This window comes from Methylobacterium sp. J-001 (assembly GCF_022829565.1).
Classification (GTDB): Bacteria; Pseudomonadota; Alphaproteobacteria; order Rhizobiales; family Beijerinckiaceae; genus Methylobacterium.
This window is the reverse complement of sequence record NZ_JAKSYN010000089.1, coordinates 77,918-99,676: the sequence shown is the minus strand read 5'-3', so window position 1 is coordinate 99,676 and position 21,759 is coordinate 77,918. Positions and strand designations below refer to the sequence as shown.

The following is a 21,759-nucleotide window of genomic DNA, read 5'->3' as shown; positions in this document are numbered from 1 at the left end:
GGGGAGGGGCTCCACTGGAAGATCCGCCCCGCCCGTGACGCGCGCGCTCCCTCTCCCATCTGCGGGGGAGGCTAGCAGATTCACACATCGGGATTGTTCTGCGGCAAGCCTCTGAAACACCACGCGTTTCCCCTCCCCCTTGCGGGGAGGGGCCAGGGGTGGGGGTGGTGCAGGATCGAACGTCACGGTGCCTTCTGAGCCACCCCCACCTCCAACTCCTCCCCGCAAGGGGGAGGAGAGCGCGTTGCGCCTTCCAGCAGCCGATGTGTGAACATCGTAGCCCGTAGAGGGGGGAGGGACTGCACGCACAACGTCCGCTCCGTCCTGCAACCCCCACCCCCCGCCCGCCGTTGTCAGCCCGGGCGGAGCCTGCCCCGGAGGGATGCAGATGGGTTTGCTTGAATCGGCGATCGGCGGCGTGCTCGGTCAGGTGTTCGGCGGCCAGAAGCAGGGATCCGGGGGGATGTCGCCCCTGGTGAAGGCCCTGCTGATGCTGCTGCTCGCCAAGGGCGCCAACGGCGGTTTTGGCGACATCTTCGGGCGCGGCGGCCGGGGTGAGCCGGGGCCCGAGGCCGACCGGTCCGGCGGCGCCGGGCCCTACGGGCGCGATCCGGGCCAGCACCCGGCCGATGCCGGCGGACGCGGCGACCCGGGCGATATCGGCGGCTGGGACCAGTCCGGCCAGCGCCGCGAGACCGGGCCCTCCGACCCGTCCCTGCCGCCCGGCGATTTTTCGGACCTGTCCGGCATGCTCGACGGCCCGGGCGAATCCGGCCCCACCGCGAGCCGCGCCGCCCCGGAGCATCAGGGCGATCCGGGACAGGGTGATCTCGGCGGCCTCGACGGTCTGGTCGACCGCTTCCGCCAGGGGGGCCTCGGCGACGTGATCGAATCCTGGATCGGCCACGGCAGCAACCGCCCGGTGGCCCCGGCCCAGCTCGCCCAGGCGCTGGGCCCCGACACGCTCGACACCCTCCAGAGCCAGACCGGCATGGACCGCGAGGCGCTCTTGTCCCAGCTCGCCCAGGCACTGCCGGAGGTGGTGCACGCGCTCACGCCCCAGGGGCGAGTGCCGGGGGCGGAGGAAAGAAGAGGGTGGTAGCGCGCTCCTGGCTTCCGCGGAAAGACTGCAAGGAAGCGCATATTATTTTCGACAAAGAACGCGCCAAATATCTACGTCGCAAACCTAAGAAGCGACAGCTCATCATGCTCTATAGTACCAGTCAATGCTTGATAGCGAGCCTGATAAAATTTGAAATTCGTTCGACTTTCTTCTCGACATTTTCTTTCTATTATCTTAAATATATCCAGCTTTGCTCGAATGGGCGTATTTATACCAAATATTATACCCTCTAGATCCTCGAACTGATAGGTAGTTATACGATCTTTAGCATCGGAAAAATCGATGAGATCACCGCTAAGGACAAGCCTAAATTCATTCTCATGCTGCCAGTGATCAAGCTTTCTTAATATAGCGCGATAGAATAAGAGCCAATACTTATCTCGCCAAGCGTCCTGGGAGTGGAATACATCGTCGCCGCATGGACTTAGGGAGCCACTCTGATCAGAGTACCAACGATCCCGTAGAACCGTGAGCGGAAATCGTCCTAGCGATCGAAAGAAATCAATCGGCTCGTGTTTATTTTCATAGACAACTTCGTGAAAAGGATGGGGCACAAAGCCAATAATAGGACCGCCGGTCCCGGCTCCATACTGCCGCTTGAGCCGAAGCGTAGTATGACCATCTGTAAGGTGAGTTTTAAATTTTAGACAAACTGCTGTATGGCTAGCGCCATATGTCCCCCATATAGAGGAATTTCGACACTCGCTCATAAAACAAGCGGCGTACCATTCTGGATAGATTAAGCATTCGATTTTTAACGGGTAATCGCTAGGAAAATTAAAGAATATAAAGTTACGGTTCTTATTTTCAATATCGATATCTTTATTATAAGTGTCAATAAGATCGAGCTCCGCACTAAGTCTATTCTGCAAAGAAAAAAACTCTTCCGATTGATCTGCTGTCGTGGAGTGCGTGCTCTCGAATTCTTGGACACGCCGAAGGGCTTCAACTGAGGTTGTTACCGCACTTCGAGCCCGCAAAAACAATTCTTCTGCATTCGCTGGCAATGTCTCAAGGCCACGCCCAGAATTAACTCGACGAATAGTCATCAAGCTAAGCATATGTATGCTGCGAAGGTGAGCGGCTAATTCGTTACGGCGAACGGGAAATTTTCGTGTGGACAAAAGACCTATTAGATTAGCAATGCACGGTTCGGCAAAGAAACTATCAAGTATTTCTTGCTCAGCTTCCTTTCTCGGAATCCCGTCGTTAATGTCACCGTAGTTAAATACGGGCACGACATGCCAGCCGATTGGATATTCCTCACCCAACACCGCGAGCTGTGTGTAAGCGTTATCCAAGCAAATAAGATAGTGACGAAAGAAATTTCGCCATACAATCGTATCACCCCTCCAAAAAACATCCCGGAACCCTTCCATAGGGTCGTTCAACTGCCCGGGCTCAGCAAAATAAATTTCTTGATTTTCAAGCTCATTACTATCGAGCAGTCGAGATAATGACCTGAAGCGATACAAGAATTCTGGCATGGCAATATGCTTTGTTAGGGTGCGAATCCGTACAACTGCCGCAGCTGAATTGTAGATCACGTGCCAAGGCATGGCAAAAATGCCATCTCAAAGCGTCTAACAAAACCGATTGTGGAGCGTTGGTCGCCTCGCTGAAATCGACATCAGCGACTTTAATTCGACAGGGCAATATCTGGCCCGGACGTGAGATGACTCCGACTAGACCCTATCGAGCTTCCCTTAAGATGATGTCTGAGACGTTCGACGTCAGCTCACCCGCCGCATCACCAACGATGCATTCGTCCCGCCAAATCCAAACGAATTCGACAGCACCACATCCACCTGCTTGCGCTTCGCCTCGAAGGGCACGAGGTCGATCTTGGTCTGGACGGAGGGGTTGTCGAGGTTGAGCGTCGGCGGGATCACGCCGTCGCGCAGGACGAGGATCGAAAAGATCGCCTCGACCGAGCCGGCGGCGCCGAGCAGGTGGCCGACCGAGCTCTTGGTGGAAGACATGGTCGCGCCCGCGGCGGCATCGCCCAGGAGGCGCTCCACGGCCTTCAGCTCCAGCTCGTCGCCCATGGGCGTCGAGGTGCCGTGGGCGTTGATGTAGCCGATCTCGGCGGGCGAGATGCCGGCGCGCTTCACCGCGGCGCTCATGCAGCGGAAGGCGCCGTCGCCGTCCGGGGACGGGGAGGTGATGTGGTAGGCGTCGCCCGAGAGGCCGTAGCCCACCACCTCGGCGTAGATCTTGGCGCCGCGGGCCTTGGCGTGCTCGTATTCCTCGAGCACGACGATGCCGGCACCCTCGCCCATGAGGAAGCCGTCGCGGTCGCGGTCGTAGGGGCGGGAGGCCTTTTCCGGGGTGTCGTTGAAGCCGGTGGTCAGCGCCCGGCAGGCCGAGAAGCCGGCGATCGACAGGCGGTTGACCGGCGATTCGGCCCCGCCCGCCACCATCACGTCGGCGTCGCCCAGCGCCACGAGGCGGCTCGCATCGCCGATGGCGTGGGCGCCGGTGGAGCAGGCCGTGACCACGGCGTTGTTCGGACCTTTCAGGCCGTGGGCGATCGAGACCTGGCCGGAGGCGAGGTTGATGATCCGGCCCGGGATGAAGAACGGCGAGATCCGGCGCGGGCCCTTCTCGTGGAGGGTCACGGACGCGTCGTAGATGCCGCCGATGCCGCCGATGCCGGAGCCGATCAGCACGCCGGTGGCGCACTGGTCCTCGTGGCTCTTGGGGTGCCAGTTGGCATCCTTCAGGGCCTCGTCGGCCGCAGCCATCGCGAAGACGATGAACGGATCGACCTTGCGCTGCTCCTTGGGCTCCATCACCGCGTCGGGGTTGAAGGTGCCGTCCGTGCCGTCGCCATACGGGACCTGCGCGGCGACTCGGCAGGGCAGGTCGGCGGATTCGAAGCCGCGGATCGGGCCGGCGCCGCTGTCGCCCGCGATCAGCCGGCTCCAGGTGTGTTGCACGCCATTGCCCAGCGGCGTGACCATCCCCAGACCCGTGACCACCACCCGCCGCATGCTACCTGTCCCGTCTTAGGAGCGCTCGCCCGTCGCCATCGGCGCCGGCCATCCCCGGAGCGCATCTCGTTCAACCGATCGCGGCCGGATCCGTGCCACGGAACCGCGAAACGCAGAACGGCGCGGGGGCTGCTTCGCCTCACCCGCGCCGCGTGAAACCGAATCCGGCGCCTCAGGCGGCCGAGTTCTTCTCCAGGAACTTCACCGCGTCGCCGACCGTCTGGATGGTCTCAGCGGCGTCGTCCGGGATCTCGACGTTGAATTCTTCCTCGAAGGCCATGACCAGCTCGACGGTGTCGAGGCTGTCGGCACCGAGGTCGTCGATGAAGTTGGCGCTCTCGACCACCTTCTCGGGCTCGACGCCCAGGTGCTCGACGACGATCTTCTTCACGCGCTCAGCGATATCGCTCATCGGTCTTCCGTCCTCGTCCTTTTGGTCTGTCAGTCGTCTCGGGGTGGTGCCGTGGCCGCGCCGCGCCCTTGCGGGCTTGTTGACGGGCCGGTGTCCGATCGCGCGTGTCTGGAGGTGAACTGGGACGGCCCCGCCGAGGGGCCTTGGACTGAAAACCCGCTGAACCGTCAACCCCCTGTACGGCTGCGGGGGGTGGTAGCACAGGGTTCCCGCCCTGGCGAGAGCCGTTCAGATTCCCTTCATGGGTGTGGCACGCGCGTGTCGGAAGGGTCGATTCGGAGCTAGAACATCGCCATGCCGCCATTCACGTGCAGGGTCTGGCCGGTGACGTAGGCAGCCTCGGCCGAGGACAGGTAGATGCAGGCGGCGGCGACCTCCGCGCCCTCGCCCAGGCGCCCGGCGGGCACGCGGGTCAGGATGCCCTCGCGCTGCTTCTCGTTGAGCGCGTCGGTCATCGGCGAGCTGATGAAGCCCGGGGCGATGCAGTTGACCGTGATCCCGCGGGAGGCGACCTCGGCGGCCAGCGCCTTGGTCATGCCGACGAGCCCGGCCTTGGCGGCGGCGTAGTTGCCCTGGCCGGGATTGCCGGTCGAGCCCACCACCGAGCCGATATTGACGATCCGCCCGGAGCGCCGCCGCATCATCCCCTTCACGGCCGCGCGCGAGAGCCGGAAGGCGGCGGTGAGGTTGACGGCGAGCACCTGCTCCCACTCGTCGTCCTTCATCCGCATGAACAGGTTGTCCCGGGTGATGCCGGCATTGTTGACCAGGATGTCGAGGGGCCCGATCGCGGCCTCGGCCGCCGGGACCAGGCCCTCCACCGACTCCTTGTCGGAGAGATCGGCCGCCACCGGGCTCGCGCGCTCGCCGAGCTCCGCCGCCAGGGCCTCCAGCGCCGCCGGCTTCGTGCCCGAGAGCGCCACGGTGGCGCCCTGGGCATGCAGCGCCCGGGCGATCGCCTGGCCGAGGCCGCCGGTGGCGCCGGTCACGAGGGCTTTGCGCCCGGTGAGATCGAACATGCGGGACTCCCTTTGTATCAGAGCGCGAAGGCCGCCACGTCCGCGGGCGTGCCGATCGCCGCGGCGGTCGCCTGGGGCGCGATGCGCTTGACCAGGCCGGTGAGCACCTTGCCGGCGCCGAGCTCGTCGAATCGGTCGACCCCGGCGGCCGCCATGGCGGCGACGCTCTCGCGCCAGCGCACGGTGCCGGTGACCTGCTCGACCAGCGCCGTCCGGATCGCCGCGGGCTCCGCCACCGGGGCCGCCGTGACGTTGGCGTAGAGCGTCACCCGGGGCGCCTTCAGCTCGACCTCGGCCAAAGCCGCGGCCATCGCGGCGGCGGCGGGCGCCATCAGGCGGCAGTGGAACGGCGCGGAGACGTTGAGCATCACGGCGCGCTTGACCCCGCGCTCCGTGGCGATGCCGACGGCGCGCTCGACCGCCACCCGGTCGCCCGAGAGCACCACCTGGCCGCCGCCATTGTCGTTGGCGACGTCGCAGACCGCGCCGTCGGATTCGAGGGCCGCCGCCTCGGCGATCCCGCGGGCCGCCTCGACATCGGTGCCGATCAGCGCCGCCATCGCGCCGACGCCCGGCGCCACCGCCGCCTGCATGGCCTGCCCGCGCCGGCGCAGCAGCCGGGCCGCATCCGCGATGGACAGGCTGCCGGCGGCCGCAAGCGCCGCGTATTCGCCGAGCGAATGCCCGGCCACGCAGGCCACGTCCCGGGCGAGGTCGAGGCCGCGCTCGGCCTCCAGCACGCGCAAGGTCGCGAGGCTCGCCGCCATCAGGGCCGGCTGGGCATTGGTGGTGAGGGTCAGCTCCTCCACCGGCCCCTCGAACATCAGCCGCGCGAGCGGCTGGGACAGGGCGTCGTCGACTTCGTCGAGCACGGCCTTCGCCTGCGGGAAATTTTCGGCGAGCGCCTTCGCCATGCCCACGGCCTGGCTGCCCTGGCCGGGAAAGATGAGTGCGCGCATGGTCGGTCCTGTCGCTCTCGTCTCGTCGCGGTCGCCGCACGACACGCGATCGCCGCCCGTGTCGGCCGAAATGGCTGGATTGCGCGGCGCGCACTCGCACCCGAGGGCGTGAGTGTCAACAATGCGTCGCACAATCCGGCCGTGCCCGCCCGCCCGGCCTGCCGTGCGGCCCCGGGCCCGCCCCGCCCGCCAGACGCGCGCCCGGCGCAACCCGCTGTGCTTGTTGCACAACGGCATTCCGTGTAGAGTGGCTCCACACCCGACATCACCCGTCGCTTAAGCTGAGGAGCCGCCCCGCATGGCGCGCGTCACCGTCGAAGACTGCATCGAGAAGGTCGAGAACCGGTTCGAGCTGGTGCTGCTGGCGAGCCACCGGGCGCGCCTGCTGGCCGCCGGCGCCCCGCTCACCATCGATCGCGACCGCGACAAGAATCCGGTCGTGGCCCTGCGCGAGATCGGCGACGAGACGATCACGGCCGACGACCTCAAGGAACAGCTGATCCACTCGATGCAGAAATACGTCGAGGTGGACGAGCCGGAGGCCGAGACCGTGCCGCTGCTGTCGAGCTCACCGGCCGCGGCCGCCGTGGCCCCGCAATCCTCCAGCGACGATGCGGCGGTCCAATTCGACCGCATGAGCGAGGAAGACCTGCTGCGCGGCCTCGAGAACCTCGCCCCGCCGGTCGAGACCGACGACGAAGGCGAGTAAACCCGGATACAGTGAGCCGCTCCACGTGGGCCTGGATGATCACGACCTGACCGCGACCGGACCCGGCGGAGACGCCGGGTTCTTGCGTTCGGACGGCGATACGGTCGCAACCGGCGCTTTTCCGCCGCCGGGGGCTGGCGCGGGCACGCCCGTTGCGGGAGAGTCGGGCGTGACTCCGACCCCGCGCGCCATCCAGGAACCGACGACGGCCCGGCGGATGATGCGCCAGTACGAGCTCGTCGAGCGGGTCAAGTGCTACAATCCGGCCGCCGACGAGGCGCTGCTCAACCGGGCCTACGTCTACGCCATGCAGGCGCATGGCACGCAGAAGCGGGCCTCGGGCGATCCGTTCTTCGCGCATCCGCTCGAAGTGGCCGCGATCCTCACCGACCTGCATCTCGACGACGCCACCATCGTGGCCGCGGTCCTGCACGACACCGTCGAGGATACCGAGGCGACCCTGGAGGAGATCCGCCGCCTGTTCGGGTCGGAGATCGGCGCGCTGGTCGACGGGCTGACCAAGCTCAAGCGGCTCGATCTCGTCTCCAAGCAGGCCGCCCAGGGCGAGAACTTCCGCAAGCTGCTGCTCGCCGTGGCGGCGGATGTGCGCGTGCTGCTGGTCAAGCTCGCCGACCGCCTGCACAACATGCGCACCCTCCACCACATGCGGGAGGACAAGCGCCACCGCATCGCCCAGGAGACCCTGGACATCTACGCGCCGCTCGCCGGCCGGATGGGCATGCAGGAGCTGCGCGAGGAGCTGGAGGACCTGGCCTTCCGCAACATCGAGCCGGAGGTCTACGCCACCATCACCCAGCGGCTCGCCCGCCTTACCGCCAAGTCGGAGCGGGTGGTCGAGACCATCGCGCAGGTGCTGACCGAAAAGCTCTCCGTCCAGGGCATCACCGCCGAGGTCAGCGGCCGGCAGAAGCGGCCGTTCTCGATCTGGTCGAAGATGGAACGCAAGTCGGTCGCCTTCGAGCAGCTCTCCGATATCTTCGGCTTCCGGGTGATCGTGGACACGGTCCAGGATTGCTACGTGGCGCTCGGGATCGTCCATACCAGCTGGCCGATGGTGCCGGGCCGGTACAAGGACTACATCTCGACGCCGAAGCAGAACGATTACCGCTCGATCCACACCACGGTGATCGGGCCGAAGAGCCAGCGCGTCGAGCTGCAGATCCGCAGCCGCGCCATGGACGACATCGCCGAATACGGCATCGCCGCGCATGCCCATTACAAGGAACTCGGCAAGGACGTGCCCAGGGAGCCGGGCAGCGTCCACCCCAAGCTCGCCGCCGAGAGCGGCGCCTACCAGTGGCTGCGCCGGACCATCGAGCTGCTGGCCGAGGGCGACAGCCCGGAAGAGTTCCTGGAACACACCAAGCTCGAGCTGTTCCAGGACCAGGTGTTCTGCTTCACCCCGAAGGGCCGGCTGATCGCCCTGCCGCGGGGCGCGACGCCGATCGACTTCGCCTACGCGGTGCATACCGATGTCGGCAATTCGGCGGTGGGCGCCAAGATCAACGGCCGGATGGCGCCGCTGCTGCACGAGCTCGCCAACGGCGACGAGGTCGAGATCAGCCGCTCGGACGGCGCTTCGCCGCCGGCCGCCTGGGAATCGCTGGTGGTGACCGGCAAGGCCCGGGCGGCGATCCGGCGGGCGACCCGGACCGCCGTGCGCCGGCAATATGCCGGGCTCGGCCGCCAGATCCTGGACCGGGCCTTCGAGCGCGCCGCCAAGACCTTCTCGGAGGACAAGCTGCGCGGTGCCCTGCCGCGGCTGGCCCGGGCGACCACGGAGGACGTGTTCGCCGCCGTCGGACGGGGCGAGATGTTCTCCGGCGACGTGGTCCGGGCGGTCTATCCCGACCATCGCGACGAGCGCCGGCCATCGACGCCGCAGGGCGCGCTGAACGGCGCCGGACGGCTCGTGCGCTCCGCCGACCAGACCATGCGGCTGACCTTCCCGGGCAGCGAGGGCCGCAGCGAGGCCATCCCGATCCGGGGCCTCGCCGGCGACCTGCCGGTAACCTTCGCGCCCAATGGCGGCGCGGTCCCGGGCGACCGGATCGTCGGCATCCTGACCCCGGGGGTCGGCGTCACCGTCTACCCGATCCAGTCGGCCGCACTCGCCGCCTTCGACAACGAGCCCGAGCGCTGGCTCGACGTCCGCTGGGACACGGAGGCCTCCGGCACCGAGCGCTTCCCGGCCCGGCTGGCGCTGAAGTCGATCAACGAGCCCGGCGTGTTCGCCCAGATCGCCCAGGTGATCGCCGACCACGACGGCAACATCGACAACATCTCGATGAAGCGGCGCACCCAGGACTTCACCGACATCACCATCGACCTGTCGGTCTGGGATCTCCAGCATCTCACTGCGATCATCGCGGAGCTGCGCGGCAAGCGCCCAGTCAACAGCGTCGAGCGCGTGAACGGCTAAGATCATCGCCGGCCCGACGGGGCGATGAACCTCAGGTTTTACGGATCAACTTCGGCCTTTTATCCCAGAGCTTGGGCGCGATACGTCGGGATACAATTTTTTGATCGACACTGCGCGGATTCGCCGCTAACGAGATCCGCATTCCTTCCGGTTGACTTGACAGGGGTGCGTTTCGCCCAAATGGTTGAAACGCCCGGGCGACGGTCGCCCGGAAGGGGCCGAGCCATTGCGCCTCGGATTTCATCCCCGTTCGGCATTCGATCGCGACGACGCGGCCCGGGTTTTCCGCCCGGATCTCTCTCAGCCGTTTCAGCCCACGATTTCCGGCGCCCCATATTCTTCAGGATCCGATCCATCCATGGCAGCACCGCAGCGCAGCGCTCTCTTCATCGACGGCGCCAACCTCTACGCGACCACCAAGGCCCTCGGCTTCGATATTGACTACAAGAAGCTGCTCAAGGAATTCCAGGCTCGCGACAACCTGCTGCGGGCGTTCTACTACACGGCCATGATCGAGGATCAGGAATATTCCTCGATCCGGCCGCTGATCGATTGGCTCGACTACAACGGCTATCGCGTCGTCACCAAGCCCGTGAAGGAGTTCACGGACTCGATGGGCCGGCGCAAGTACAAGGGCAACATGGATATCGAGCTGGCGATCGACGCCCTCGAGCTCAGCCCGCATATCGACCACATGGTGCTGTTCTCCGGCGACGGCGATTTCCGCTCGCTGGTCGAGGCGATGCAGCGGCGCGGCGTCAAGGTGACGGTGATCTCCACCATCCAGACCCAGCCGGCCATGATCTCCGACGAGCTGCGGCGGCAGGCCGACGAGTTCGTGGACCTCGCGAGCCTCTCGAACCGCATCGGCCGCGAGCCGAGCGAGCGCCCGGTCCGGGCTGCCGGCGACACCGCCAGCCGCTACCGCGGCGAAGCCCGCCCGAGCCCGGCCCTCGAGAACCGCTACGGCATCCGCCAGCCGGAGTCCGAAGAGGGCTGAGATCGGGGCTAAGCTTCAGGCGGCGCCGTCGAGCCAGTCGATCACCTGCTGGGCGCCGCGATCGGCGGGAAAGACCGGGTAGAACACCTGGGCGACCACGCCGTCGTCGATCACCAGGGTGAGGCGGGCCAGCAGCACCTGCCCGCCCGCCGCGAAGACCGGCAGGCGGGCGGCCATCGTGAAGGCCCGGTGCGGATCGGCCAGCAGCGGGAACGGGAGGTGCAGCCGCTCGGCCGCCTCCCGCTGGTAGGCGCTGGTCTGGGTCGAGAGACCGAAGACTTGGGCGACGCCGCGCTCCCGGAGGGCGGCATGATGATCCCGGAAATCGCAGGCCTGCGGGGTGCAGCCCCGGGCACCGGGAATCGCGTCCCAATCCGGCGTCAGGGCCGGCTTCCCCGGCTCGCCGGTGCGCGGATAGGCATAGGCCACGGTCCGGCCGGAGAGCTTCGCGAGCGACACCGTCCGGCCATCCGTGGCGGTGAGCGCCACGTCGGGCAGCGTCATCCCGCGCAGGTGATCGGCGGCGCCGTCATCCACGGGAGCCGGCAGGTCGGCGGGCAGGGCGTCGGTGCTGGGCTGCATGGGCGTCTCCTCGGATCGCGAGCCTAGATCGCCGCGCGCCGAAGGGGAATCGCCCGTTTTCAGGCTTCGCCCGCACCGTCATCACGCGCGAAGCGCCATGACCCAGGGCGGCGCGATGGTCTGGGATCGCGCGCCGCACTGGGTTGCTTCGCTCCGCTCGCAATGACGGAACAGCCGTGAACCGGTCTACCCCCGGTCCCGCAGCAGCCGCGCCCGGTCGCGCTGCCAGTCGCGCTCCTTGGCGGCCTCGCGCTTGTCGTGGGCCTGCTTGCCCTTGCCCAGGCCGAGCTCGATCTTCGCCCGGCCCTTGTCGTTGAAGTAGATCTTCAGCGGCACCACCGTGTAGCCCTGGCGCTGGGTCGCGCCGATCAGCTTGTTGATCTGGCGGCGGTGCAGCAGCAGGCGGCGCGGGCGCTTGGGCTCGTGGTTGAAGCGGTTCGCCTCCAGGTATTCCGGGATGTAGCAGTTGAACAGCATCAGGTCGCGGCCGGAGGGGCCGGCATAGGCCTCGCCGATCGTCGCCTTGCCGATGCGCAGGGATTTGACCTCGGTGCCGGTCAGCGAGAGGCCGGCCTCGAAGGTGTCCTCGATCGTGTAGTGGAAGCGTGCGGCACGGTTGTCGGCGACGATGCGCCGACTGGGCTCCGGTTTCGGGGCCATGTTGGGTGACTCTCCTCAGCCTTCCAGAAGGCCGGCGTGGCGCAGGGCCGCATCGACGATCGCCCGGGTGGCGTTCGAGACCGGAACCAGCGGCAGGCGCAGGTCCTCGGTCATGTGGCCGAGCTTGGCCAGCGCGTACTTGGTCGGGCCCGGATTGGCCTCGGCGAACAGCCCGCTCTGCAGCGGGAACAGCCGGTCCTGCAGGGCAAGCGCCTTGGCGTAGTCGCCCGCGAGCGAGGCCTCCTGCAGGTCGGCGCAGAGCCGGGGCGCCACGTTGGCCACCACCGAGATGCAGCCGTGGCCGCCCTGGGCGTTGTAGCCGAGCGCCGTCGCATCTTCGCCTGAAAGCTGGAGGAAGTTCGCCCCCATGGCCTGTCGCTGCTGGCTGACGCGGTCGATCTTGGCGGTCGCGTCCTTCACGCCGACGATGTTCTTCAGTTCGAAGAGCCGGGCCATCGTCTCGACGCTCATGTCGACGACGGAGCGCGGCGGGATGTTGTAGATGATGATCGGAATGCCGACCGCGTCGTTGACGGCCTTGAAGTGGGCGTAGAGGCCCTCCTGCGTCGGCTTGTTGTAGTAGGGCGTCACCACCAGCACGGCGTCGGCGCCGGCGCGCTCGGCGTGGCGCGCCCGGGCCACCGCCTCGGCGGTGGAGTTGGAGCCCGCACCCGCCACCACGGGCACGCGGCCGCCGGCCTCGTCGATGCAGGCCTCGACCACCCGGTCGTGCTCGGAATGGGTCAGGGTCGGGCTCTCGCCGGTGGTGCCGGTGGGCACCAGGCCGTGGCTGCCCTGCGCGATCTGCCAGCGCACGAATGTCCGGAACGCGGCCTCGTCGAAGGCGCCGTCGCGGAACGGCGTCACAAGCGCGGTGAGCGAGCCCCGCAGGCGGCTCCCGGTCATCTCGGTCATCTCAGGCGTCCCGAAGAGTATGAGCTGGCGTCTCGGCGGACTGGTTGGCTGCGGCGTTCTCGGCGCCGCGCGTCCCGCGTGCCGTTCGGCCGCGGACGGGCAGACATAGAAGGTCGCGCCACGGTGCGCAAACAGATCGTGGTCACGGTTTACGGGTTCTTAATGCCCGCGCGCCGATCTTCATCTCTTTCCACTCCGGTCGCGAGAAGGGGGGAAACGTGATCCGAGCCCAGTCGATCCGAGGTCCCCTGATCCGCGCGCTGGCCTCGACGCGCACGCCCCTGGCGGCGGCGGCCCTGGTCACGACGCTGGGCGTCGCGCTGGCCGGGCAGGCCGGCACCGACGCACCCACCTCGCAGCCGACGCCGCCTTCGAGCGACGCCGCCCTGTCCCCGGCCCAGACCCGGAGCACCGAGGCCGAGGCGGTCGCCGATCCGGTCACCGCCGACGCCCTCAAGCTCGATCCGGCCCAGACCGCCAAGGGCTCCGACCGGGGCGAGGAGGCCGGCGGCAAGATCCCGGCGGCGGCCACTGCCTATGCCTCGGCCGATCCCGACGCGCCCGTGGCCTTCCCGCTGCCCGACGCGGCGGTGACTCCGGCCGCGCCGGTTCCGGAAGTCCCGGACCCGGGCAAGCCGAAAATCTCGGGCGACACCGACCCGACGCTGCTGCGCGGCGCCATCGACCTCTACCGCAAGGGCCGGGTCGCCGACGGCGACCGGATGCGCGACGGCTTCACCGATCCCGCCGCCCGGGCGCTGCTCGAATGGGTGGCGATCCGCGCCGGCGCCGGCATCGGGTTCGCCCGCACGGTGGCCTTCGCCCGGGCCAACCCAACCTGGCCGGCCGGGCCGCTGCTGCGCCGCCGGGCCGAGGAGGCCCTGCTCTCCGAGCGCAAGCCCCCGTCCGTGGTCCGGGCCTATTTCGCCACCGCCAAGCCGGTGAGCGCGCCGGGCAAGTTCGCCCTGGCGCTGGCGCTGCGCGCCGACGGCTATGACGGCGACGCCGCCGAGATCGTCCACGACCTGTGGCGGACCGAGAGCTTCGGCAAAAGCCTGGAGGCCAAGGTCCAGGACGCGTTCCAGGGCGTGCTGACCCGGATCGACCACCGCTACCGGATGGAGCGCGCGCTCCTGAAGGACGATTGGGAGAGCGCCGGCCGGGCCGCCGGCTACGCGGGCGGCGGCTATGCCAGCCTCGTGCGCGCCCGCCGGGCCGTCGAGGACAAGGCCGGCGGTCCGGCCGCCCTCGCGGCGGTGCCGCCGTCCCTGCGGGGCGACGCCTCCTACATCTTCTCCCGGGCGCAGTATTTCCGCCGGGCCGACAAGCCCGAGGAGGCCGCCGCGGTGCTCGCCACGGCGCCCGCCAATCCGGACGTGCTGGTCGACGGCGACGAATGGTGGGTCGAGCGCCGGATCGTGGCGCGCAAGCTCCTCGACCTCGGCGATGCCAGGACCGCCTTCACGGTGGCAAGCGGCCACGCCGCACGCACACCGGAGAAGCGCCTGGAGGCCGAGTTCCACGCCGGCTGGATCGCCCTGCGCTTCGCCGGCGACCCTGCGAGCGCCGCGCAGCACTTCGCCCGGATGGCGACCATCGCGGAGAGCCCGGTCTCGCTGGCCCGCGCCGCCTATTGGCAGGGGCGGGCGGCCGATTCGCTCGGCCAGCACGACGTGGCCAAAACCTTCTACGAACGGGCCGCCCTGCAGCCGATCGCCTATTACGGCCAGGTCGCCCGGGCGCACCTCGGCCAGACCAGCCTGCCCCTGCGCGCGCCGGCCGATCTCGAGGGCGTCGAGCGGCAATCCTTCGACGACCGGCTCTACATCCGGGCCCTGCGCATGCTCGGCGAGGCGGGGCTCAAGGACCTGGCGCTGCCGCTCTACATCGATGCCGCCCGGGACCTCGCCGACCCGCGCGAGATCCAGGCGCTGGGCGACCTCGCCACCGAGATGAAGGATGCCCGCGCCCTGGTGGCGATCGGCAAGCTCGCGGTGCAGCGCGGCCTGCCGCTGGACGCCCATGCCTATCCGACCATCGGGATCCCGACCTACGAGACCTTCACGGCGGTGCCGCAGGTGGAGCGGGCCATGGTCTACGCCATCGCCCGGCAGGAGAGCCAGTTCGACCCCCGGGCCCAGTCCGGCGTCGGCGCCCGCGGCCTGATGCAGATGATGCCGGCCACCGCCCAGCGCACCGCCCGCCGGGTCGCCACGGCCTTCGACGTCGACCGCCTGACCAGCGACCCGGCCTACTGCGCCAAGCTCGGCCAGGCCCATCTCGGCGAGCTGATGGAGGATTGGCGCGGCTCCTACGTGCTCGCCTTCGCCTCCTACAATGCCGGCGGCGGCAACGTGAAGAAGTGGATCGACGCCTACGGCGACCCGCGCAAGGGCGAGGTCGACGTGATCGACTGGGTCGAGCGCATCCCGTTCACCGAGACCCGCAATTACGTGCAGCGGGTGATGGAGAACCTGCAGGTCTACCGCTCCCGCCTGGACAACCGCAGCGCCCTGCTGATCGACGGGGATCTGCACCGCGGGGCGCGGTAGGGGATCGGGCCGGCCGTCATGGACGGCCGGGGGTCATGGAGCGGCCCCAGGCGCGTCCGCCCCCTCTGCGGGGGGCTGGCGGATTCACACCTCAAAAAGCTCTGTCGCAAGTCTCCGAAACACACCGCGTTTCCCTTCCCCCTTGCGGGAAGGGGTCAGGGGTGGGGGCGGTTCAGGATCAAGCGCAGCGGTGCCTTCTGAGCCCCCCGGCTCCAACGCCTCTTTGCATGGGGAGGAGAGCGCGTCCCAAGAGCCGTTGTGCGAACATCGTAGCTGCGGGGGGAGGGACGGCGCGGGTCTCCTCGGAGGAGACTTCGCTTGCCGCCGCGGACCTCTTGCCGCCGAGGACCGTCCGGATCTCGCTCCGTCAAGCCGCCAGCCCCGGGGGAGACGGGCCCGATGCCTCGCTCGGCCACGCCCGAGAGCCTTCGCGGAGGGCGCGCCGCCTCGATCGTCGCCCCCACGCATCACCGCTGCTCGTCCTCCAGGATGCCGCGGAGATAGGTCAGGGCGCGTTGACGCCCCTCGTCGGTCCTGATGCAGGACCAGAGCCGCAGGCATTCCTGCGAGTCTGCGGTGCCGTCGGATGCGAGAGCGCCGTCGAAGAAATGCTTGACCGAGACGCCGAGGATTCCAGCCAGCGTCCGCAAGGTCTGGCTCTCCGGCTTGTCCGAGCCGCTCATGCGGGACATCCTTCTACCGTCTGTCGGTATAGATGAACCGAAGTTGTAGCACGAAAAACTGTATAAAAAATCAAGTCTGCTATTTTTAGACAACCATAAGAGACCGTGACGGGAATTCTGAGCCGTCTCCGAACGCGTTGCAATAGGCAGCCGGATCGGTTTTTGCCGTCTCGCGCTCGCGGGCGCCGAACCGGTGTCCGCGTCGGCGACGACGGCTTTGTCGATCCGCGCAGGTCGACGGGCCTGATCGTGCCGACGGACGGCTCACCCACCGCAGCAGCACATGGGCCGAGATCACCGGTGGGACCGCGCCGTGCGCACGCGGGCCACGTCGGGAGCCTCTGGGTTCGGTCTGCGCGTCCGTCTCCCTGTCGCCGACAGGAAGCCTGCGCTGGATCAGGAGCGGAAGCCGGCCCTCGTTCGGGCCTCTGAACGGCACCCGCCGCGGCTGTTGCGGCTGAATGTCAGGACGCCGCGCGCCGGAGCCGGCAGCCATCGCGCACCGGCGGCGTCGGCGCCGTCCGTTAGCCGGCGACCCGGAGCCCGGCCATGTCGGCGCGCCGGCCGCGCCGCTCCGCGGGGTCCTGAAACACCCCGGACCAGAGGCCTAGCCGGCGGCCCCAGGCCCGGTCGGCCGCCGCCGCATAGGTGGGCGCCGCGGCGCGATCGGGCACCGCGAGGCCCTGCGCCACCATCCAGGCCCCGAGATCCTCGTCGCCGATCCGGCACAGCGCCACCACGGCGCCCCCGGCCTCGGACGGACGGGGCTCGCAGGTGATGGCAGCCCCGCCGATATGATCCGCGAGCGCCCGGGCCGCCGCCCGGCCACACGCGTAGGTCTGGTCCCGGGCGTCCGAGCAGGTCTGGTCGGCGTCCGGTGCCGCGATGCCCGCGAGGCTGATGCGGCTGGCGCCGATCAGGAGGGTCCCACCGTCGAGCACCCGGGCGGGGCCGTGCAGAGCCTCGCCGGCCCGGGCCGGTGCGTGCCAGGCGAGACCGCCAGCCAGGAACGCGGCCAGCAGCGGCAGCCGCGAGCGGCGGGCGGCGTCGTCGGGGCAGAGGAGGGTGCCGGCGAGACCGGCGGCACAGGCGAGGAGGGCACCGAGGATCAGGGACATGGGATCGCGTCTCCGGAAGAGGTCTGGCCCCCTTCTGACGGAGCGGCGCCCCGCGATCCTGACGGCGCCTGTCAGCCTCCCGTCAGGCTGTTCGCGCCATGCGATGCGGGATGACTTTACAGGGCCGGACCCCACCTCTCTGCGTTATGGTTGACCCAGCCCAATGTTGCCTGGTGCAGGCCGCGACGCGCGCGCCTCCCCTCTGCGGGCTACGATGTTCACACATCGGCTGGTGGAAGGCGCGACGCGCGCTCCTCCCCCGTGCGGGGAGGGGACCAGCGCCGCCTTCGGAAACATGTGATGCCCTGAACCCGTCATGACCGAGACCGCCCCCGCATGATCCAGCCCCCGTCCCGCCGCACCGCGCTCCTGCTGCTCGCCTGTGCGGCCTGGCCCGCCCACGCCTCCGAGGATGCCGACCGCGCCCGCCGCGCCCTGGAGAAGGGTGAGATCCGCCCCCTCGACGAGGTCCTGCGCGCCGCCCGCGCGGCGGTGCCGGGGGACGTGGTGGCGGTCGATCTCAAGCGCGACGACGGGCAGTGGCGGTACAAGCTGCGCATCCTCGGCACCGACGGGAAGCGCCGCTCCGTGAAGGTCGATGCCGGCTCGCTCAAGATCCTGGACGAGGACGAGGATGATTGAGGGCGGGAGCCGGCCGTGCGCGTCCTAGTGGTCGAGGACGAACCGCGCATCGCCGCGGACGTGAAGCACGGGCTCGAACAGGCCGGCTACGTCGCCGACGTGGTCGCGGACGGGGAGGCGGCGTGGTTCCGCGCCGAGACCGAACCCTACGATGCCATGGTGCTCGATCTCGGCCTGCCGCGCCTCGACGGGCTAGGCGTGCTGCGCCGGCTGCGGGCGGCCGAGGTGGTGCTGCCGGTGCTGATCCTCACGGCCCGGGACGGCTGGCGCGAGCGGGTCGAGGGCATCGATGCCGGCGCCGACGATTATCTGGTCAAGCCGTTCCGCATGGAGGAGCTGGTCGCGCGCCTGCGGGCGATCCTGCGGCGCACCGCCGGCCACGCCTCGCCGGTGCTCCGGGCCGGGGCGGTGGAGCTCGATACCCGCACCCGGGCTGTCAGCGTCGCGGGCCGGCCGGCCGAACTGACCGCCCTCGAATACCGGCTCCTGGCCTTCCTGCTGCACCGGCAGGGGCAGGTCGTGCCGGCGGGCGAGGTTCTGGACCATCTCCACGGCGTGGGCACCGAGCGCGAGGCCAACGCCCTCGAGGCGCTCCTGACCCGCCTGCGCCGCAAGCTCGGGCCGGGGGTGATCGAGACCCGCCGCGGCCAGGGCTACCGCGTCGCGGACGCGCCGTGAGGCGCGACTCCCTGCGGCTGCGGCTGGGGCTCGCGGCAGCCGCCCTGATCGCGCTCGCGCTGCTGCTGGCCGGCATCGGCCTCACCGTGATCCTCGACCAGGTGCTCGACGCCCGCACCGCCGACGAGCTCGACCGGACCGCCAAGCTCATCGCCGGCCGGGTCGGGATCGCGCCGGACGGGAGCCCCACAATCTCCCGGGAGCCGCCGGACCCGCGCTTTTCCACACCCTATGGCGGCCTGTACTGGCAGGTGGAGGCGGGGAGCCACGTCCTGCGCTCGCGCTCCCTCTGGGACAAGCGCCTCGACTTGGGGCCAACGACCGGCGACGCCCCCGCCACCGTCGCGGCCACCGGGCCGGATGGTGGCCGGCTGATCGCCGTCATCCGCCCCCTGGAGATCGGCCCGCGCGGCACCGAGACCGAGCTGCGCGTGATCGTGGCCGAGGACCGGCGCGGCCTGGCTGCGAGCCGGGCCACGTTCCTGCGCCTGCTGGTCCCGGCGCTGGCGGCCCTGTTCGTGGTGCTGACGCTGGCCCTGTGGCTGTTCGTGCACCGGGCGCTGGCGCCGTTCCGGGTGCTGCAGCAGGATCTCGGCGCGGTCCATGCCGGGACACGGACCCGGCTGCCCGAGCATTTCCCCGACGAGGTCCGGCCTCTGGTGGCCGACCTCAACCGGCTGCTTGACGCGCAGGAGCGGGCCCTGGTCCGGGCCCGCGCCGCGGCCGCCGACATGGCCCACGGCCTCAAGACGCCGCTGGCCGTGCTCGACGCCCTCGCGCGCCGGACCGGGCCGGCCGATCCCGGCCTCTCGGCGGAGATCGCCGAGCAGGCCCGCGCGATGGGGGGCCAAGTCGAGCGCGCGCTGGCCCGCGCCCGGATCGCGGCAGCCGGCGACCTGCGGCGGCGGACCTGCCGGGTCGCCCCGGTGGCCGAGCGCCTGGTCGCGACCATGCGGCGGCTGCCGGAGGGCGACTCCCTCGCCTGGGAGGTCGCCGTGCCGGAGGCGCTCGCCTATCCGGGCGAGGAGGGCGAGCTGATGGAGGTGCTGGGCAACCTGCTCGACAATGCCCGGAAATGGGCGCACCGGCGGGTGCGGGTGACCGGGGCGGTGAGCGGCGCCGGCCTGCGGCTCACGGTCCAGGATGACGGCCCCGGCATGAGCGAGGCCGCGATCACCGGCATCAAACGCGGCCAGCGCTGGGACGAGAGCCGCCCGGGCACCGGTTTCGGCATCGCGATCGCCCGCGACGTGGCCGAAGCCGCAGGCGCCCAGCTCGCCTTCATGCGCTCGGAGATGGGCGGGTTGCAGGCCGCGCTGACCTGGACGGAGGCGGCGGACGGCGCGATGCCGGGGCGCTAATCCGCCCTGCGCCGGAGCAGGAACACGCCCTGCGCCCCGAACAGGTTCCACACCCACCAGGGCATGGAGAAGCGCATCGGCCGGCCGCTCGCGTCGAGCGCCGTGGCGTGCTCGATCCGGGCGCCGATCAGGCGGCACAGGCCGACGAAGTCGCGGATCGTGCAATGGTGGATGTTGGGGGTCTCCCACCAGGCATCCGGCATGATCTCGGTGACCGGCATCCGGCCGCGCAGGGCCAGTTCGGACCGGACCCGCCAATGCCCGAAATTCGGGAACGAGATGATCACCTGCCGGCCGATGCGCAGCAGGTGCTCCAGCACGATCCGGGGGTTGCGGGTCGCCTGGATGGTCTGGGACAGCACGACCACGTCGAAGGCGTCGTCCGGGTAGTTCTCCAGGTCGGTGTCGGCGTCCCCCTGGATCACCGACAGGCCGCGGGCGAGGCACGCATTCACCCCGTCGCGGGACAGCTCGATTCCGCGCCCGTCGATGCTGCGGCGGTCGCGCAGTAGCGCCAGCAGGGAGCCGTCGCCGCAGCCGATATCGAGCACCCGGGCGCTCGGCGGCACGAGGCCCAGCACGACGATGTGGTCGACCCGGGCGCCGTTGCCCTCGGGGGTGCGGGGCAGGGCGTCGGTGGTCTGCCAGGGCGCGGTGTTGCCCGGGGAGCCTTTGAACAGCATCGAGCCGCTCATAAGCCGCGCGCCCGGGCGGCGGCGTCGATGAAGCCGCGGGCGGCCGAGAACATCGCCGGCTCGTCGAGCAGGAAGGCGTCGTGGCCCTTGTCGGTCTCGACCTCCACGAAGGCGACCGGGGCGGCGGCGGCGTTGAGCGCGTGCACGATCACCCGCGATTCGGATGTGGGGAACAGCCAGTCGGAGGTGAACGAGATCAGGCAGAACCGGGTCTTGATCCCCCGGAACGCGTTGGCCAGCACGCCGCCATGATCCTCGGCCAGGTCGAAGTAATCCATCGCCCGGGTGAGGTAGAGATAGGCGTTGGCATCGAACCGCTCGACGAAGCTCAGGCCCTGGTGGCGCAGGTAGCTCTCGATCTGGAAGTCGGCGTTGAACGAGAAGGTCGGCGCCGAGCCGCCCTGGAACCGCCGGCCGAACTTCCGGTGCAGGGCCGGCTCGGACAGGTAGGTGATGTGCGCGCCCATCCGGGCGACGCCGAGCCCCTTGGACGGCCGCGTGCCCTCCTCCAGATAGCGCCCGTCGGCCCAGGCCGGATCGGCCATGATCGCCTGCCGGCCGACCTCATGGAACGCGATGTTCTGCGCGGAGTGGCGCGGCCCCGTGGCGATCGGCATCGCGGCGAAGACTCGCTCGGGGTACAGGGCCGCCCATTGCAGCACCTGCATCCCGCCCATCGAGCCGCCGATGCACAGGAACAGGTCGCGCACGCCGAGCCGCTCCAGCAGCATCGCCTGGGCCCGGACCATGTCGCGGATCGTCACCAGCGGGAAGTTCAGCCCGTAGGGCCGCCCGGTGGCGGGATCGATCGAGGCCGGGCCGGTGGAGCCCATGCACGAGCCGATCACGTTCGAGCAGACGACGAAGTAGCGGTCGGTGTCCACGGGCTTGCCGGGGCCGACCAGCGTCTCCCACCAGCCGGGCTTGCCGGTGACCGGATGGGGATGGGCGAAATACTGGTCGCCGGTGAGCGCGTGGCAGATCAGCACCGCGTTCGAGCCCGCCGCGTTGAGGGTCCCGGCGGTCTGGTAGGCGATCTGGAACGGAGCGAGTTCGACGCCGGCATCGGTTCGCAGCGGCGCGTCCGTGCCGAAGCGCATGACCAGGCTTTTCGGGTCGAGCGCCTGCGAGGGCTCTAACAGGCGCCCCGCCGTCTCGTCTATCGGGTCCGGCCGCAGCGCGGTGTCCGGTTGGGTATCCATGCGGGACTTG

At 69.1% G+C, this 21,759-nt stretch carries 20 protein-coding genes; 8 read left to right on the top strand and 12 right to left on the bottom strand.

The genetic code is table 11. The features are described from left to right. The first annotated feature begins 388 nt into the window (after window positions 1-388). Window positions 389-1,102 (top strand): YidB family protein, encoded by a 714-nt coding sequence (locus MKK65_RS09820; protein WP_058194256.1) that lies wholly within the window; start codon window positions 389-391, stop codon window positions 1,100-1,102. 71 nt (window positions 1,103-1,173) lie between these two features. On the opposite strand, the gene MKK65_RS09815 is transcribed toward MKK65_RS09820, so the two are convergent. The 5 genes from MKK65_RS09815 to fabD form a co-directional block, all read right to left on the bottom strand. Next, window positions 1,174-2,682 (bottom strand): hypothetical protein, encoded by a 1,509-nt coding sequence (locus tag MKK65_RS09815; RefSeq protein ID WP_243957368.1) that lies wholly within the window; start codon window positions 2,680-2,682, stop codon window positions 1,174-1,176. Window positions 2,683-2,856: 174 nt separating this feature from the next. Beyond that, entirely contained in the window at window positions 2,857-4,119 is a 1,263-nt protein-coding gene (gene fabF, locus MKK65_RS09810) for a beta-ketoacyl-ACP synthase II (protein WP_243957366.1), read from the bottom strand. A 172-nt stretch (window positions 4,120-4,291) separates the two neighbouring features. Continuing rightward, window positions 4,292-4,531 carry an acyl carrier protein gene (locus tag MKK65_RS09805; protein ID WP_007559070.1) on the bottom strand — a complete coding sequence of 80 codons (240 nt, stop codon included), beginning with the start codon at window positions 4,529-4,531 and terminating at the stop codon, window positions 4,292-4,294. A 281-nt stretch (window positions 4,532-4,812) separates the two neighbouring features. Continuing rightward, window positions 4,813-5,550, bottom strand: coding sequence for a 3-oxoacyl-[acyl-carrier-protein] reductase (fabG, locus tag MKK65_RS09800; protein WP_243957364.1), 738 nt, complete (start codon window positions 5,548-5,550; stop codon window positions 4,813-4,815). 17 nt (window positions 5,551-5,567) lie between these two features. Continuing rightward, window positions 5,568-6,509: an ACP S-malonyltransferase gene (gene fabD / locus MKK65_RS09795; RefSeq protein ID WP_243957362.1), complete on the bottom strand. Its 942-nt coding sequence runs from the start codon at window positions 6,507-6,509 to the stop codon at window positions 5,568-5,570. Between the two features lie 298 nt (window positions 6,510-6,807). Here fabD and rpoZ point away from each other — a divergent pair, with 298 nt between their 5' ends. From rpoZ to MKK65_RS09780, 3 genes are all read left to right on the top strand, one after another. Then, the gene (rpoZ, locus tag MKK65_RS09790) at window positions 6,808-7,218 is read left to right on the top strand and encodes a DNA-directed RNA polymerase subunit omega (protein ID WP_010685409.1); all 411 of its coding nucleotides are present in this window, start codon (window positions 6,808-6,810) and stop codon (window positions 7,216-7,218) included. A 217-nt stretch (window positions 7,219-7,435) separates the two neighbouring features. Continuing rightward, complete coding sequence (locus MKK65_RS09785) at window positions 7,436-9,661, top strand: RelA/SpoT family protein (protein WP_243957372.1); 2,226 nt, start codon at window positions 7,436-7,438, stop codon at window positions 9,659-9,661. 358 nt (window positions 9,662-10,019) lie between these two features. Continuing rightward, the gene (locus MKK65_RS09780; protein ID WP_058194246.1) at window positions 10,020-10,661 is read left to right on the top strand and encodes an NYN domain-containing protein; all 642 of its coding nucleotides are present in this window, start codon (window positions 10,020-10,022) and stop codon (window positions 10,659-10,661) included. Between the two features lie 15 nt (window positions 10,662-10,676). Here MKK65_RS09780 and MKK65_RS09775 read toward each other — a convergent pair whose 3' ends face one another. The 3 genes from MKK65_RS09775 to dapA form a co-directional block, all read right to left on the bottom strand. Continuing rightward, window positions 10,677-11,243, bottom strand: a complete 567-nt coding sequence (locus tag MKK65_RS09775) for a peroxiredoxin (protein ID WP_243957360.1) — start codon at window positions 11,241-11,243, stop codon at window positions 10,677-10,679. Between the two features lie 186 nt (window positions 11,244-11,429). Further along, window positions 11,430-11,903, bottom strand: coding sequence for an SsrA-binding protein SmpB (gene smpB, locus MKK65_RS09770; protein ID WP_058194244.1), 474 nt, complete (start codon window positions 11,901-11,903; stop codon window positions 11,430-11,432). 15 nt (window positions 11,904-11,918) lie between these two features. Continuing rightward, window positions 11,919-12,818 (bottom strand): 4-hydroxy-tetrahydrodipicolinate synthase, encoded by a 900-nt coding sequence (gene dapA, locus MKK65_RS09765; protein ID WP_243957358.1) that lies wholly within the window; start codon window positions 12,816-12,818, stop codon window positions 11,919-11,921. A 296-nt stretch (window positions 12,819-13,114) separates the two neighbouring features. Here dapA and MKK65_RS09760 point away from each other — a divergent pair, with 296 nt between their 5' ends. Continuing rightward, window positions 13,115-15,370, top strand: a complete 2,256-nt coding sequence (locus MKK65_RS09760; protein ID WP_243957370.1) for a lytic transglycosylase domain-containing protein — start codon at window positions 13,115-13,117, stop codon at window positions 15,368-15,370. Window positions 15,371-15,837: 467 nt separating this feature from the next. Here the strand turns inward: MKK65_RS09760 and MKK65_RS09755 are convergent, their stop codons facing one another. Together MKK65_RS09755 and MKK65_RS09750 are read right to left on the bottom strand one after the other, a co-directional pair. Beyond that, complete coding sequence (locus MKK65_RS09755) at window positions 15,838-16,053, bottom strand: hypothetical protein (protein ID WP_243957357.1); 216 nt, start codon at window positions 16,051-16,053, stop codon at window positions 15,838-15,840. A 524-nt stretch (window positions 16,054-16,577) separates the two neighbouring features. Further along, window positions 16,578-17,171, bottom strand: a complete 594-nt coding sequence (locus MKK65_RS09750; RefSeq protein WP_243957354.1) for a thermonuclease family protein — start codon at window positions 17,169-17,171, stop codon at window positions 16,578-16,580. A gap of 336 nt (window positions 17,172-17,507) precedes the next feature. On the opposite strand from MKK65_RS09750, the gene MKK65_RS09745 reads away from it, so the two are divergent. The 3 genes from MKK65_RS09745 to MKK65_RS09735 are packed head-to-tail and all read left to right on the top strand — an operon-like array spanning window position 17,508 to window position 19,852. Further along, window positions 17,508-17,813 carry a PepSY domain-containing protein gene (locus tag MKK65_RS09745; protein ID WP_243957353.1) on the top strand — a complete coding sequence of 102 codons (306 nt, stop codon included), beginning with the start codon at window positions 17,508-17,510 and terminating at the stop codon, window positions 17,811-17,813. A 15-nt stretch (window positions 17,814-17,828) separates the two neighbouring features. Further along, window positions 17,829-18,491, top strand: coding sequence for a response regulator transcription factor (locus MKK65_RS09740; protein WP_243957350.1), 663 nt, complete (start codon window positions 17,829-17,831; stop codon window positions 18,489-18,491). After that, window positions 18,488-19,852, top strand: a complete 1,365-nt coding sequence (locus MKK65_RS09735; protein WP_243957348.1) for an ATP-binding protein — start codon at window positions 18,488-18,490, stop codon at window positions 19,850-19,852. Before MKK65_RS09740 ends, MKK65_RS09735 begins: the two co-directional genes overlap by 4 nt. On the opposite strand, the gene metW is transcribed toward MKK65_RS09735, so the two are convergent. Together metW and MKK65_RS09725 are read right to left on the bottom strand one after the other, a co-directional pair. Continuing rightward, window positions 19,849-20,547 (bottom strand): methionine biosynthesis protein MetW, encoded by a 699-nt coding sequence (gene metW, locus MKK65_RS09730; RefSeq protein WP_243957346.1) that lies wholly within the window; start codon window positions 20,545-20,547, stop codon window positions 19,849-19,851. The genes MKK65_RS09735 and metW overlap by 4 nt on opposite strands. Next, a complete protein-coding gene (locus tag MKK65_RS09725; protein ID WP_243957344.1) occupies window positions 20,544-21,749 on the bottom strand; it encodes a homoserine O-acetyltransferase in 1,206 nt (401 codons plus the stop codon). The genes metW and MKK65_RS09725 overlap by 4 nt, the downstream gene beginning before the upstream one ends. Window positions 21,750-21,759: the final 10 nt, after the last annotated feature.

Coding starts and splice junctions, on each gene's coding strand:
- MKK65_RS09775 (WP_243957360.1), bottom strand. CDS start 11,243: ATGCAGCCCAGCACCGACGCCCTGCCCGCCGACCTGCCGGCTCCCGTG.
- MKK65_RS09750 (WP_243957354.1), bottom strand. CDS start 17,171: ATGTCCCTGATCCTCGGTGCCCTCCTCGCCTGTGCCGCCGGTCTCGCC.
- fabF (WP_243957366.1), bottom strand. CDS start 4,119: ATGCGGCGGGTGGTGGTCACGGGTCTGGGGATGGTCACGCCGCTGGGC.
- fabG (WP_243957364.1), bottom strand. CDS start 5,550: ATGTTCGATCTCACCGGGCGCAAAGCCCTCGTGACCGGCGCCACCGGC.
- MKK65_RS09785 (WP_243957372.1), top strand. CDS start 7,436: ATGATGCGCCAGTACGAGCTCGTCGAGCGGGTCAAGTGCTACAATCCG.
- fabD (WP_243957362.1), bottom strand. CDS start 6,509: ATGCGCGCACTCATCTTTCCCGGCCAGGGCAGCCAGGCCGTGGGCATG.
- MKK65_RS09745 (WP_243957353.1), top strand. CDS start 17,508: ATGATCCAGCCCCCGTCCCGCCGCACCGCGCTCCTGCTGCTCGCCTGT.
- dapA (WP_243957358.1), bottom strand. CDS start 12,818: ATGACCGAGATGACCGGGAGCCGCCTGCGGGGCTCGCTCACCGCGCTT.
- rpoZ (WP_010685409.1), top strand. CDS start 6,808: ATGGCGCGCGTCACCGTCGAAGACTGCATCGAGAAGGTCGAGAACCGG.
- MKK65_RS09805 (WP_007559070.1), bottom strand. CDS start 4,531: ATGAGCGATATCGCTGAGCGCGTGAAGAAGATCGTCGTCGAGCACCTG.
- MKK65_RS09780 (WP_058194246.1), top strand. CDS start 10,020: ATGGCAGCACCGCAGCGCAGCGCTCTCTTCATCGACGGCGCCAACCTC.
- MKK65_RS09815 (WP_243957368.1), bottom strand. CDS start 2,682: ATGCCTTGGCACGTGATCTACAATTCAGCTGCGGCAGTTGTACGGATT.
- MKK65_RS09820 (WP_058194256.1), top strand. CDS start 389: ATGGGTTTGCTTGAATCGGCGATCGGCGGCGTGCTCGGTCAGGTGTTC.
- MKK65_RS09725 (WP_243957344.1), bottom strand. CDS start 21,749: ATGGATACCCAACCGGACACCGCGCTGCGGCCGGACCCGATAGACGAG.
- MKK65_RS09755 (WP_243957357.1), bottom strand. CDS start 16,053: ATGAGCGGCTCGGACAAGCCGGAGAGCCAGACCTTGCGGACGCTGGCT.
- metW (WP_243957346.1), bottom strand. CDS start 20,547: ATGAGCGGCTCGATGCTGTTCAAAGGCTCCCCGGGCAACACCGCGCCC.
- smpB (WP_058194244.1), bottom strand. CDS start 11,903: ATGGCCCCGAAACCGGAGCCCAGTCGGCGCATCGTCGCCGACAACCGT.